General features: G+C 68.0%; 15 protein-coding genes. 2 read left to right on the top strand and 13 right to left on the bottom strand.

Going from position 1 to position 12,281, the window contains the following annotated elements:
* Positions 1 to 25: 25 nt before the first annotated feature.
* From QZW52_RS02750 to QZW52_RS02695, 12 genes are all read right to left on the bottom strand, one after another.
* Entirely contained in the window at positions 26 to 1,081 is a 1,056-nt protein-coding gene (locus tag QZW52_RS02750; protein ID WP_293994962.1) for a MucB/RseB C-terminal domain-containing protein, read from the bottom strand.
* Positions 1,078 to 1,671 carry a sigma-E factor negative regulatory protein gene (locus tag QZW52_RS02745; RefSeq protein WP_293994959.1) on the bottom strand — a complete coding sequence of 198 codons (594 nt, stop codon included), beginning with the start codon at positions 1,669 to 1,671 and terminating at the stop codon, positions 1,078 to 1,080. Before QZW52_RS02745 ends, QZW52_RS02750 begins: the two co-directional genes overlap by 4 nt.
* 25 nt (positions 1,672 to 1,696) lie before the next feature.
* Complete coding sequence (gene rpoE / locus QZW52_RS02740) at positions 1,697 to 2,305, bottom strand: RNA polymerase sigma factor RpoE (RefSeq protein WP_293994956.1); 609 nt, start codon at positions 2,303 to 2,305, stop codon at positions 1,697 to 1,699.
* Positions 2,298 to 2,789, bottom strand: a complete 492-nt coding sequence (locus tag QZW52_RS02735) for a hypothetical protein (RefSeq protein ID WP_293994953.1) — start codon at positions 2,787 to 2,789, stop codon at positions 2,298 to 2,300. The genes rpoE and QZW52_RS02735 overlap by 8 nt, the downstream gene beginning before the upstream one ends.
* 33 nt (positions 2,790 to 2,822) lie before the next feature.
* Complete coding sequence (gene fabF, locus QZW52_RS02730) at positions 2,823 to 4,067, bottom strand: beta-ketoacyl-ACP synthase II (RefSeq protein WP_293994951.1); 1,245 nt, start codon at positions 4,065 to 4,067, stop codon at positions 2,823 to 2,825.
* Between the two features lie 27 nt (positions 4,068 to 4,094).
* Positions 4,095 to 4,331, bottom strand: coding sequence for an acyl carrier protein (gene acpP / locus QZW52_RS02725; protein ID WP_293994947.1), 237 nt, complete (start codon positions 4,329 to 4,331; stop codon positions 4,095 to 4,097).
* A 120-nt stretch (positions 4,332 to 4,451) separates the two neighbouring features.
* The gene (fabG, locus tag QZW52_RS02720; RefSeq protein WP_293994944.1) at positions 4,452 to 5,201 is read right to left on the bottom strand and encodes a 3-oxoacyl-ACP reductase FabG; all 750 of its coding nucleotides are present in this window, start codon (positions 5,199 to 5,201) and stop codon (positions 4,452 to 4,454) included.
* Entirely contained in the window at positions 5,198 to 6,136 is a 939-nt protein-coding gene (gene fabD, locus QZW52_RS02715; protein WP_293994941.1) for an ACP S-malonyltransferase, read from the bottom strand. Before fabD ends, fabG begins: the two co-directional genes overlap by 4 nt.
* A 74-nt stretch (positions 6,137 to 6,210) precedes the next feature.
* Positions 6,211 to 7,212 carry a beta-ketoacyl-ACP synthase III gene (locus QZW52_RS02710; RefSeq protein ID WP_293994938.1) on the bottom strand — a complete coding sequence of 334 codons (1,002 nt, stop codon included), beginning with the start codon at positions 7,210 to 7,212 and terminating at the stop codon, positions 6,211 to 6,213.
* The gene (gene plsX / locus QZW52_RS02705) at positions 7,209 to 8,315 is read right to left on the bottom strand and encodes a phosphate acyltransferase PlsX (protein WP_293994935.1); all 1,107 of its coding nucleotides are present in this window, start codon (positions 8,313 to 8,315) and stop codon (positions 7,209 to 7,211) included. The genes QZW52_RS02710 and plsX overlap by 4 nt, the downstream gene beginning before the upstream one ends.
* A 79-nt stretch (positions 8,316 to 8,394) precedes the next feature.
* A complete protein-coding gene (gene rpmF, locus QZW52_RS02700) occupies positions 8,395 to 8,577 on the bottom strand; it encodes a 50S ribosomal protein L32 (protein WP_179632828.1) in 183 nt (60 codons plus the stop codon).
* A gap of 55 nt (positions 8,578 to 8,632) precedes the next feature.
* On the bottom strand, positions 8,633 to 9,220 hold the full coding sequence (locus tag QZW52_RS02695) for a YceD family protein (RefSeq protein ID WP_293994927.1): 588 nt from the start codon (positions 9,218 to 9,220) through the stop codon (positions 8,633 to 8,635).
* Between the two features lie 47 nt (positions 9,221 to 9,267).
* Between QZW52_RS02695 and QZW52_RS02690 the strand changes: the two genes are divergently transcribed.
* Together QZW52_RS02690 and QZW52_RS02685 are read left to right on the top strand one after the other, a co-directional pair.
* Positions 9,268 to 9,897 (top strand): Maf family nucleotide pyrophosphatase, encoded by a 630-nt coding sequence (locus QZW52_RS02690; protein ID WP_293994925.1) that lies wholly within the window; start codon positions 9,268 to 9,270, stop codon positions 9,895 to 9,897.
* Positions 9,894 to 10,664 (top strand): SAM-dependent methyltransferase, encoded by a 771-nt coding sequence (locus QZW52_RS02685; RefSeq protein WP_293994923.1) that lies wholly within the window; start codon positions 9,894 to 9,896, stop codon positions 10,662 to 10,664. The genes QZW52_RS02690 and QZW52_RS02685 overlap by 4 nt, the downstream gene beginning before the upstream one ends.
* On the opposite strand, the gene QZW52_RS02680 is transcribed toward QZW52_RS02685, so the two are convergent.
* Positions 10,665 to 12,149, bottom strand: coding sequence for a DEAD/DEAH box helicase (locus tag QZW52_RS02680; protein ID WP_293994921.1), 1,485 nt, complete (start codon positions 12,147 to 12,149; stop codon positions 10,665 to 10,667).
* Between the last annotated feature and the right edge of the window lie 132 nt (positions 12,150 to 12,281).

Below are 12,281 nucleotides of genomic sequence, written 5' to 3'. Positions count from 1 at the left end.
AACGGAGCGGATTCGGCGTGGTTTCTCAGGGCTTGCGCCGCTCCAGGCCATCGACGAACTGCTGCAGTGCCGTGACCGGCACGGCCCCCACGGCGGTGATCCACCAGTCGCCGTTGCGGCGGCTCAGCGCACTCGTGCTGCCGACCGTGGCCGGCACTTCGCGCTTGTGCAGTGCGGCGACAAAGGGTTCGATGAAGACCGAGACGTGGGTCAGGCCGTCGCTGTAGACCGCCTGGACCATGGTGGTGGTGTCGCCGGACGCGCCTGCCGCCGATGCACCGGGGGCTGCCGTTCGGGCGATCCACGGGGCCATCGGTCGGCGCACGATCTGGCGGGTCTCGAACCCCGGCACGGGTGTGTGCAGCGTCCAGCCTTCGTTGTCGAGGGTGGTGGCGGTGTAGACCGGCTTGCTGACCTTGTAGCCATCGAGCCGGTGCATCTCCTGCAGCAGCGTCTGGGCCGACAGCTTGACGTGGAGCTGCAGCTCCGAGAACGAGGCCGATTCGAGCACCTCGCCCCGCTCGTTGAGCAGGTCCGAGCGCAGCAGCAGCCCGGTGCGGCGTTCCAGCCAGAGCCGCCGCGGAAAGCGCAGGGCATCGCGCGGCTTGAACACCACGACCTGTGCCGCGTGGCCCGCGATGCGTTCGTCGTCGCCGGTCTGCAGTTCGTACTGGTCGAGCTGTGCGCCGTCGCCGGGCTGCAGCGGCGAGGGGAAGCGGCCGACGAGTTCGCGCTGCTCGATCAGCGCCGTGCGGGTGCCGGGCCAGAGCACATGCACGGTGTCGTTGTGGCGGTAGACCTGGCGCATCTGGCCGTCCAGCGCCTCGATGCGCTCGATCTGGTCGCGGCCATCGCAGAAGTGGGTGATGCGCGAGCTGGTCATGTGGCCGCCGTGGCTGACCACGTAGGTGCCCACGAAACTGCGGCGCAGCGCGGCGTCCTGGATGCGCTTCACGATCGCCACGGTGTCCTGCGGGGGACTGCCGGCCCAGACCACCGGCATCGGGCTGGCGAGCACACCGACCAGCGCGGCCGTGGCCTTCCAGCGGATGCGGTGCCGGACGTCGAACGGGGGGCTCATCGCGACGGCATCGGCTCGTAGGCGGCGCTGCGCATGAAGCCCGGCGCAGGACCGAGGGCCGGGGTGCCGGGGAACTGCTGGTGCGCGTCGAGGTAGCGGACCAGTTCGGCATCCGGCTGCGCGGCTTTCAGCGCGGCGGCGGTGCGGGCCGTGTCGCTGCGGGAGGCGGTGGCCAGGGTCTGGCTGTCCTGACCGCCCGGTCGAGTGACCAGCACAGCACCCGCCACCAGCGCCACGCCCGCCGCCATCCCGACCGGTGCCACCCAGCGGCGCAGGTGAAAACGGGAGTGGCGCCCGCCGGTGGCCGTGGGGGCCACCGCCGTCGGCGCCAGTACCACGGGTTCCTGCGCCAGGCGTGTACGCACCGCCTGCAGGAACGCGGCATCGGCGCCGCTGCGTCGGGACAGGTCTTCCGAGCGCAGCACGTCGCCGATCAGGTGGTAGGCGTGCCACTGGGCACGGACGTCGGCGTCCTGCTTCCATTCGCGGCAGGACGCGGCAACGGCGTCGGACGTGCTGTCGCCATCCATCAGCGACGACAGTTGCGCACGGGCGCAGGTCCGGTCATCGGGCAGGTCGGGTTCGGTCATCAGGCACTCCAGGCAAGGCCGCGCATCACCAGCGTTGGCCCTGTTTCGTATCCAGCAAGGGGCGCAGCTTCACGGCAATCGCTTCGCGGGCGCGGAAAATGCGCGAGCGAACCGTGCCGATCGGACATGCCATGGCCAAGGCAATCTCTTCGTACGAAAGCCCTTCGATCTCGCGCAGCAGAATGGCTTGTCGCAGATCGTCCGGCAAGGCGTCGATGGCGTTGTTGACCGTGGTCGCGATTTCGCGGCTGGCCATCAGTGCCTCGGGCGTCTCGTCATGGCTTAGTTCGTGTCGGGGACGGTTAGTTTCATCGTCGTCGTCAGAAGACGAGGCCAGCGCGCTTTCCGTCAGCACCGGATCACGTTTCATGTCCGACAAGGCTTTCTTGGCGGTGTTGACGGCGATGCGGTAGAGCCAGGTGTAGAACGCGCTCTCGCCCCGGAACTGCGGCATGGCCCGGTAGGCGCGGATGAAGGTTTCCTGCGCAAGGTCGGGCACGAGGTCCACGTCGCGCACGAAACGGCCGATCAGGCGCTCGATGCGGCGCTGGTACTTGACCACCAGCATCTCGAAGGCATGTACCTCGCCGCGCTTGACCCGCTCCACCAGCAACTGATCGGTGTCGTCACTCATCGGGCATGGGGTCTGTGGGCCGGATCGAACCGGGGCTGAACACTGCACAGCGCAGGGCATGCCACTGCGCGGCATGTGCGCGGCGCGACACGGGAATCCACGCCGAGGGGATGTCGGGCCCGCCGTGGCGCAGCAGCAGCCAGTCCTGTCCCGCGACCATGCAGTCGATCTGGCCGAGGCGTGGCGGCGCGCAGGTTTTGCCGTTCGCAGTGCGTTGCAGGTGCCACAGGCCGTCCGCTGGCTGCCAGATCAGCGTGCCGCGTTGTTGTGCCGCAGGGTGCGCTGGCAGGAGCAACCACAGGGCAGGGATCGCCGACAAGGTCGCCGCCGCCCACATCGGCCAGCCGGGTGGACCGGCTTGCGCGGTGTGCCAGCCCAGCCAGCCCACCACGGTGAGCACCCCCATGCCGCCACCCGCCCGCAGCCCCAGGCGCCAGAGGGGGTCTGGCTGCAGGGTCAGCGTCAGGGCAGGCGCGTGGTGCATCGCCGACCCGTGTGCTGGTGGTGGTGGCGGTGGTCAGACGCGGCGGAAAACCAGCGTGCCGTTGGTGCCGCCGAAACCGAAGTTGTTCTTGACGGCCACGTCGATCCGCATCTCGCGTGCGGTGTTGGCGCAGTAGTCGAGATCGCAGGCCGGATCCTGGTTGAAGAGGTTGATCGTCGGTGGCGAGATCTGGTGGTGCAGCGCGAGCGCCGTGAATACCGATTCGATGCCACCCGCGCCACCCAGGAGGTGCCCGGTCATCGACTTGGTGGAGTTCACCACGAGCTTGTTCGCGTGGTCGCCGAAGGCGAGCTTGATCGCGTTGGTCTCGTTGGCGTCACCCAGCGGGGTCGAGGTGCCGTGGGCGTTGACATACTGCACGGCGTCGGCGTTGAGGCCGGCGTTGCGCAAGGCCATCTGCATCGAGCGGCGGGGGCCGTCCACGTTGGGTGCAGTCATGTGGTACGCGTCGCCGCTCATGCCGAAACCGGAGATTTCGGCATAGATCTTGGCGCCGCGCTTCTTGGCGTGTTCGTATTCCTCGACGACCATCACGCCGGCACCTTCACCGAGCACGAAGCCGTCGCGGTCCTTGTCCCAGGGGCGAGAGGCCGTCTTGGGATCGTCGTTGCGCGTGGACAGCGCCTTGGCCGACGCGAAACCGCCCATGCCCAGCGGCGAGACGGTTGCTTCGGCGCCGCCGGCCACCATCACGTCCACGTCGCCGTGTTCGATCATGCGGGCGGCCATGCCGATGCTGTGCAGCCCGGTGGAGCAGGCGGTCACGATGGCCAGGTTCGGGCCCTTGAAGCCGCTCAGGATCGACACATGACCGGAAATCATGTTGATGATCGAGGCGGGCACGAAGAACGGCGAAATCCGCCGCGGGCCGCGGGCACGGTATTCATCGTTGGTCGCCTCGATCAGCGGCAGGCCACCGATGCCCGAGCCGACCATCACGCCGATGCGCTCGGCGAGTTCTTCGCTCAGCGCATCGCCCGTCGGCAAGCCGGAATCCCGGATCGCCTGCAGCGACGCCGCGATGCCGTAATGGATGAAGGTATCCATGTGACGGGCTTCTTTCGCGGGGATGTAGTCCTCGATCCGGAAGCCTTTCACCTCACCCGCAAAACGCACCGACATGTTCGATGCATCGAAGCGGGTCACATGATCGATACCGGATTGTCCGGCCACGATGTTGGCCCAGGACTCGTCCACGGTGTTGCCCACCGGGGTGACGAGGCCCAGACCGGTCACGACAATACGGCGACGGGTCATGCGTTTACGTGCGGTTGAGCGTGCGGTTTACTTGGCGTTGGCCGTGGCGTAGTCGATCGCCGCCTTGACGGTGGTGATCTTCTCGGCCTCTTCATCGGGAATCTCGATGCCGAATTCGTCTTCCAGCGCCATCACGAGTTCGACCGTGTCCAGCGAATCGGCACCGAGGTCAGCCACGAATGATTTTTCAGGTTTGACGTCGTCTTCGGCCACACCGAGTTGTTCGGCGATGATCTTCTTGACGCGTGCTTCGATGTCGCTCATTTCTCTCCTCCGAGAGGGTTGGTACAAAACAGCCTGCGATTCTAAGGGTTCCGTGCGACAAGTCACTCGGAAGCTGCCCGGGGGGTCCGCGCAGGGCAGAAGTCGGACCCTCCGGACGGATCAGTTCATGTACATGCCACCGTTGACGTGCAGTTCTGTTCCGGTGATGTAACCGGCCGCAGGCGACGCCAGGAAGGCTACCGCTTCGGCGATGTCCTCGGGCGAACCCAGGCGGCCCAGCGGGATCTGCGCGGTCAGCGCGGCCTTCTGGGCGTCGGGCAGCACCTCGGTCATGTCGGTGGCGATGAAGCCGGGGGCGACGCAGTTGACCGTGATGTTGCGGCTGCCGAGTTCGCGGGCCAGCGAGCGGGTCATGCCCGCCACGCCGGCCTTGGAGGCGCAGTAGTTGGCCTGGCCCGGGTTGCCGGAGGCGCCGACCACCGAGGTGATGTTGACGATGCGGCCGAAGCGCTGCTTCATCATCGGCTTGATCGCGGCGCGGCAGGCGCGGAAGACGGACTTGAGGTTGGTGTCGATCACCGCATCCCAGTCGTCGTCCTTCAGGCGCATCGCCAGCGTGTCGCGGGTGATGCCGGCGTTGTTGACCAGCACGTGCAGGCCGCCATGGGTCTTCACGATGCTGTCGATCGTGGCATCCAGCGCCGCGGCGTCGGTGACGTTGAGCGTCAGGCCCAGGCCACCGAAGGGGGCCAGCGCCTCGCCGATGGTGGCTGCGCCGCTGTCGCTGGTGGCCGTGCCGATGACCTTGAAGCCACGCTGGGCCAGCATCAGGGCAATGGCACGACCGATGCCGCGGCTGGCGCCGGTGACGAGGGCGACCTGTTGGGGGGCTTGGGCAGGGGCGTTCATGCGAGCAGGGCCTTGGCAGCGGCCAGCGTGGCCGGGTCGTAGAAAGTCGTGGTGACGAGTTCGGCGTCGATGCGCTTGACCATGCCGGACAGCACCTTGCCGGGGCCGCATTCGCTCACATGCGTCATGCCGCGGGCCTTGAGTTCACCCACCAGCTCGACCCAGCGCACGGCACCGAAGGCTTGCCGATAGAGCGCGTCGCGGATCGCGTCCGGGTCGGTCTGCACTGCCACATCGACGTTGTTCAGCACGGGGATCCGCGGCGTCTGCAGGTCGATCGACACCAGCCGCTCGCGCAGACGCTCCGCTGCAGGCTTCATCAGGCTGGAGTGGAACGGGGCGGACACCGGCAGCGACAGCGCGCGCTTGGCCCCCATCGCCTTGAGGACCACGCAGCCGTGTTCGACGCCGGCCTTGCTGCCCGCGATGACGGTCTGTTTCGGGTCGTTGAAGTTGACGGCTTCGACCACTTCGCCTGATTCTGCGGCCGCCTTGGCACAACCTTCGCGCACGGCGGCCGGATCGAGTCCGAGGATCGCGGCCATGCCACCGGTGCCGACCGGGACGGCGTCCTGCATCGCCTGGGCGCGCAGCCGGACCAGCGGCAGCGCGTCGGCCAATGTCAGGCAGCCGGCGGCCACCAGCGCGGTGTACTCGCCCAGCGAGTGGCCCGCGACGAAAGCCGGCGCGGCGCCGCCCTCGGCCAGCCACGCCCGGTAGCTGGCGATGCCCGCGGTCAGCATGACCGGCTGGGTGTTGGTGGTCAGGTCCAGGGCTTCCTTGGGACCATCGGCGATCAGTCGGGCGATGTCTTCACCCAGGGCGGCACTGGCCTCTTCGAGGGTGGCGCGCACGGCAGGGTGGTCGCCCCAGTCGGAGAGCATGCCCACCGATTGAGAACCTTGGCCGGGGAACACGAAGGCAAACGCGGTCATGGTGCGAGATCCGAAGAATGGGTCCAAAGAAAGCGTGGCGTGGAATGCGCGGTGTGCGTGGGGCAGGCCGTGGCTCAGTAGTCCACCAGCACCGAACCCCAGGTGAACCCGCCGCCGACGCCTTCCAGCAACAGCGTCTGGCCACGCTGGATGCGCCCGCTGCGCACGCCGGTGTCCAGCGCCAGCGGGATCGAGGCGGCCGAGGTGTTGCCATGCTGATCGACGGTGACGATCACCTTCTCCAGCGGCAGTTTCAGCTTCCTGGCCGTGCTCTGCATGATGCGGATGTTGGCCTGGTGCGGGATCAGCCAGTCGATGTCGCTGTCCTGGCGGTTGGCCTTGGCGAGGCTGGCGCGGGCGGTCTTTTCGAGCACGCCCACCGCCAGCTTGAACACGGCCTGTCCGTCCATCTTGAGCACCGGATCACCTAGGACCTGCCCGCCCGAGACGGTGCCCGGCACGCACAGGATGTCCAGATGGCGGCCGTCGGCGTTCAGGTCGGTGGCAAGGATGCCCGGCGTCTCGCTGGCCGACAGCACCACGGCGCCAGCCCCGTCACCGAACAGCACGCAGGTCGTGCGGTCCTTGAAATCGAGGATGCGCGAGAACACCTCGGCACCGATCACCAGCGCGTGGCGGGCGGTGCCGGTGCGGATCATCGCGTCGGCGATGGTCAGCGCATAGACAAAACCCGAGCACACGGCCTGCACGTCGAAGGCGGGGCAGCCATGCACGATGCCGAGCTTGCGCTGCACGATGGTCGCGGCGGACGGGAACACCATGTCCGGCGTCGAGGTGGCCACGATGATCAGGCCGATGTCGGCACCGGTCAGCCCGGCGGCCTCGATGGCGTGGCGGCCCGCCTCGACAGCCAGATCGCTGGCGTTTTGGTCAGCACCGACGAAGTGCCGGGCGCGGATGCCGGTGCGCTCCACGATCCACTCGTCCGACGATTCGACGCCTTGCGTGGCCAGTTCGGCCACGAGATCGGCGTTGGTCAGGCGGCGCGGGGGCAGGGCGCTGCCGGTGCCGGCGATGCGCGAGTAGCGGGGCGAGGGGGGTGTGGTGGTGGTCATGCGGCGTGGCGTGCCGCCGGCGCCTCGGGCGGTGTGGCGGACGGACCCGCACCGGGCAGCGCCTGCAGCGTTTCGAGAATCCGGTCGTGGACCCGGTCGAGCAGTCGGTTTCGGGCGGCATCATACGCCCGGTTCAGCGCATTCTCGAAGGCCAATGCGTCGGCCGAGCCGTGGCTCTTGAACACGAGACCCCGCAGCCCGAGCAGCGCCGCGCCATTGAAGCGGCGGTGGTCGAGCCGACGGGAGAACCGCTTGAGCATCGGCATCGCCAGGAACGCGACGAGCTTGGTCAGCGGTGTCCGGGTGAACTCCTGCTTGAGGAAGCTCGTGATCATCCCGGCCAGACCTTCGGCCGTTTTCAGTGCCACGTTGCCGACAAAGCCATCGCACACCACCAGATCGGTCGTGCCCTTGAAGATGTCGTTGCCTTCGACGTTGCCGTGGAAGTTCAAGTGACCGGCGAGCGACGCCGCGCGCAGCAGCTCGCCTGCGCGCTTGATCGTCTCGCTCCCCTTGATGACCTCTTCACCAATGTTGAGCAGACCGACGGAGGGTTGCTCCTTGCCTTCGACGGCCGACACCAGCGCGCTGCCCATCACCGCGAACTGCAGCAGGTGCTCCGCGGTGCAATCGACGTTCGCGCCCAGGTCCAGCATCGTCGTGTACAGACCATGCTGGTTGGGCATCACGCTGGCGATGGCCGGACGGTCGATGCCTTCGAGGGTCTTGAGCAGGTAGCGGGCGACCGCCATCAACGCACCCGTGTTGCCGGCCGACACGCAGGCATCGGCTTCGGACGCACCTTCGGCATTGCGCTTGACCTGCTGGATGGCCACCCGCATCGAGGAGTCACGCTTCTTGCGGAGCGCGACTTCGACGGGATCGTCCATCTCGACCACCTCGGTGGCCGTCACCAGGCGACAGCGTTCCCAGCCAGCGGCGGGCGCAAGCGCCTCGGCCTTGCCGACGAGAATCAGTTCAGCCTGGGGATGCTGGTCAAGGAAGGATCTGCAGGCCGGTAGCGTCACGGACGGGCCGTGGTCGCCGCCCATGCAATCCACCGACAGTCGAACCGGGCGAGCAAGAGGGGCAGTGGCGTTCAAGACTGGTCAGACTCGGTGGCAATACCCGCAATGGCCGCAACACCCGCGTGGGGTTGCGAGACCCAGTGGTGCAAAAGACTCAGGCGTCTGCCTTGGTCTTGAACACCTTGCGACCACGGTAGAAACCGGTCGGGCTGATGTGGTGGCGCAGATGCACTTCACCGGTGGTGGATTCGATCGCGGTGCCCGGCGTGTTCAGGGCGTTGTGCGAGCGGTGCATACCGCGCTTGGAAGGCGACTTCTTGTTTTGCTGGACAGCCATGGCTTACTCCTGAACGCTGGAAATTCTGATTTTCCGATTGGAAAAGCCTTCGATTCTAGCATGAGTCCTTGCGCAGTGCGGCGAGGGCAGCAAACGGATGGGGGGATGGCGTTGCTTCCTGCTCCGTGCCTGGGGCGGCGGGGACTGCGGCGCCGAGGTCTTCCTCGCCAACGCTGAGCTGCACCGGGACCGGGCAGACCCCGTGCCGGGGGACGATCGGCGCGACCAGCAGCAGCTCGTCCTCGACCAGCTCCAGCAGGTCGAACTGGCGGCTGAGCACCAGCACGTCCTCCTCGGCGTCGGCGTCGAGTTCCGCAGCCTGGCGCTCGTTCTCGACGAACAGGAACCAGCGGTCGAAGGCCAGTGGCACCTCGACCCCTTCGAGGCAACGCTGGCACTGCTGCGACACCGCGGTCGAGCCGGTCAGGTGCAGCCAGACCTGTGGCGGGCCACCGCGTTGTGGCCGCAACTCGCCTTGCACGGCCCACACCACGGGCGATGCGGTGTCGAGGGCGGCTTCGGTGTGGCGCAACTGGAGCAGGCGCTCGAAGCCGTCGATGGCATCGCTGCCGGCGAGGGGTTCGCCGGACTCGGCGAAGTGCCGCACGTCGAGGCGGCGGGGATGGAATTCACGCGCTTTCATGGCGCGCAGTGTACGGGGGCGCACTGGTGTGGTGGAACAATGCCGGGATGCTTCCTTTCCTTCCCCCTGTGCCGGCGCTGGTGCTGGCATCCACCTCGGTCTACCGGCGCGAGTTGCTGGCACGGCTGCGGCTGCCCTTCGAGGTACTGGCTCCCGAAGTCGATGAAACCCCGCTGCCGGGTGAGTCGCCCGCGGTACTGAGCGAGCGTCTGGCCCTGGCCAAGGCCCGCGCCGTGGCCATGCTGCGCCCGCACGCGGTCGTGATCGGCTCCGACCAGGTGGCCGAACTCGGCGGCCAGCCCATCGGCAAACCCGGCGACCACGCCAACGCTGTCGCGCAACTGCAGGCGATGCGGGGCCGTTCGGTGGTGTTCCACACGGCGGTGGCGGTCCTGCGGCACGACACGGCGTTCGAGGCGGTGCGGCGCGTGCCGGTGACGGTGCGGTTCCGGGCGCTCAGCGATGTGGAGATCGAGACCTACCTGCGGCTGGAGCAGCCCTACGACTGTGCCGGCAGTGCCAAGTGCGAGACGCTGGGCATCACGCTGCTCGATGCCATCGAATCCGATGACCCGACCGCGCTGATCGGCCTGCCCTTGATCGTCACGTCGGCGCTGCTGCGGCAGGCAGGGCTGGACACGCTGGCGGTCCACGCCGGGCATGGGGGTGGGGCATGAAGGGGCGTCTCTGGCTGGTGCCCAACACGCTCGACCTGGGCACGGTGGCCGACGGCGTGCCCTTGCCGGATCTGCAGGACGTGTTGCCGCTGGGTGCGATCCGGGTCGCCGCCGGGCTGACGCACTGGGTGGCTGAAAACGCCCGCAGCGCGCGTGCCTTGCTCAAGCGGGTGGACGCCGTGGTGCCGCTGGCGCAGCCGCTGCAGGCGCTGTCGATCCGTGAACTGCCGCGGCCACCCAAAGGCCGGCCGGATGCGCGCACCCCGGTGCCGGACTGGGCCGGTCTGCTGGCGCCGGCGCTGGCGGGGCACGATGTGGGCCTGGTGTCGGAGGCAGGATTGCCGGCGGTGGCCGATCCTGGTGCCGAGCTGGTGCGGGTCGCCCATGCGCAGGGCGTGGCGGTGATGCCGCTGTCCGGGCCGAGTTCGCTCATCCTGGCGGTGGCCGCGAGCGGGTTGAACGGGCAGAGCTTCGCGTTCGTCGGCTACCTGCCCACCGATGCGGCAGGGCGGGGACAGCGGCTGCGCGAGCTGGAAGCCCACTCGCGCCGCTGGCAGCAGACGCAGTTGCTCATCGAGACGCCCTACCGCAACGCCGCGATGGCGCAGGCGCTGGTCGGCAGCCTGCACCCGGACACCTGGCTCAGCATCAGTTGCGGCTTGACCCTGGCCGGCGGGAGCACGCGCACCCAGCGCGTGGCGCAGTGGCGGGCTGCGCCGCCGACGCTGCCCGCCGACGTGCCGGCGGTGTTCGCGTTCCTGGCGTGATCAGCTCGGCGTCTTGCCACCCAGCAGGCTGGCGATGCGGCGCTTGGGCTTGGAGACCAGACCCGACACGGGGTTGGCGCCCGCAGACGGGGTGGGTGCGGCCGGCGAGTCTTCCCAGACAGGGGCGGCTTTGGGATCGGGTTCGTAGGGGCGGTCGAAGAACGGGTCGTGCGACGACCGCCCGCTGCGCACCGGGCGCGGTGCTGGCGTGGTGGCCGGTGCGGCCAGGCCCACGGGTGCGGCCACTGACCGTGGCTCGCTGTACGCTGGAGCGTCCTCGGCATCACGGCGGCGGCGCGGCCGGTCGTTCTCCAGCTCGAACGTTTCCAGCGGGATCGTTTTCTTGATCAGCTTCTCGATGTCGCTGACCAGCCGGGTGTCGTCGCGCGTCGCCAGCGTGATGGCGATGCCCGAGGCGCCGGCGCGGCCCGTGCGGCCGATGCGGTGGACGTAGTCCTCGGCGTTGAACGGCACGTCGTAGTTGAAGACGGCGGGCAGGTCGGCGATGTCCAGACCGCGGGCGGCCACGTCGGTGGCGACCAGCAGATCGACCTCGCCGGCCTTGAACGCGGCCAGTGATTTCAGGCGCTCGTCCTGCGACTTGTCGCCGTGCAGTGCGGCGGTGCGCAGGCCATCGCGCTCGAAGGTGCGGGCCAGCCGGGCGGCGCCGAGCTTGGAGTTGACGAAGATGAGGGCTTGCCGGATCTCGCGCTGGCGCAGGATCTGGGTGATCACGCGGCGCTTGTCCTCGTCGGCGACGCTGTAGAAGCGCTGCTCGACGTTGGTGGCGGTCGCGTTCGGGCGGGCCACTTCGACCAGCACGGGATCCTGCAGGTAGCTCTGCGCCAGCTTCTTGATTTCGGGCGAGAACGTGGCCGAGAACAGCAGCGTCTGGCGCGTCTTGGGCAGGTAGCTCAGGATGCGCTGCAGGTCGGGCAGGAAGCCGATGTCGAGCATCCGGTCGGCTTCATCCAGCACGACGTATTCGACCTGGTTGAGCTGGCAGTTCTTGAGCTGGATGTGGTCGAGCAGGCGGCCCGGCGTGGCGATCAGCACTTCGACGCCGCGCTTGAGTTCGGCCGTCTGCGGTGCGATGTCGATGCCACCGAAGACGCAGGCCACGCGCAGGTTGCTGTGCTGGGCGTAGGTCTTGATGTTGACGGCGACCTGGTCGGCCAGTTCGCGGGTCGGTGCCAGCACCAGGGCGCGCACCGGGTGGCGGGCCGGGGATGCGCTCGCGTTCTCGTGCTTGAGCATCTTCTGCAGCAGGGGCAGCGAAAACGCCGCCGTCTTGCCGGTGCCCGTCTGGGCGGCACCCATCACGTCTCGGCCTTCCAGCACGATCGGGATGGCCTTGGCCTGGATGGGCGTCATCGTCTCGTAACCGGCGTCACCGATGGCACGCTGGAGCTTGGCGTCCAGAGGCAGGGTGTCGAAGCGGGCGGGTGCGGCCAGATCGGGCGCAGTGTCAAGTTGGGGGGTCATCACGGGCGTGATTATCCCGCGGATGCTGCGAGCGGGTGTCGTTCTGGCGTGAAATGACCACAAGCGCGCTTCGGTTTGTCAAGTCCGCTGTGCGTTTCTCGCGTCAGGCGGAGTCCGTGGATGCAGTGAGAT

The organism is Sphaerotilus sp. (assembly GCF_013299175.1).
Classification (GTDB): domain Bacteria; phylum Pseudomonadota; class Gammaproteobacteria; order Burkholderiales; family Burkholderiaceae_C; genus Sphaerotilus.
The sequence above is the reverse complement of the archived record's forward strand: the minus strand, read 5'-3'. Positions and strand labels throughout refer to the sequence as shown.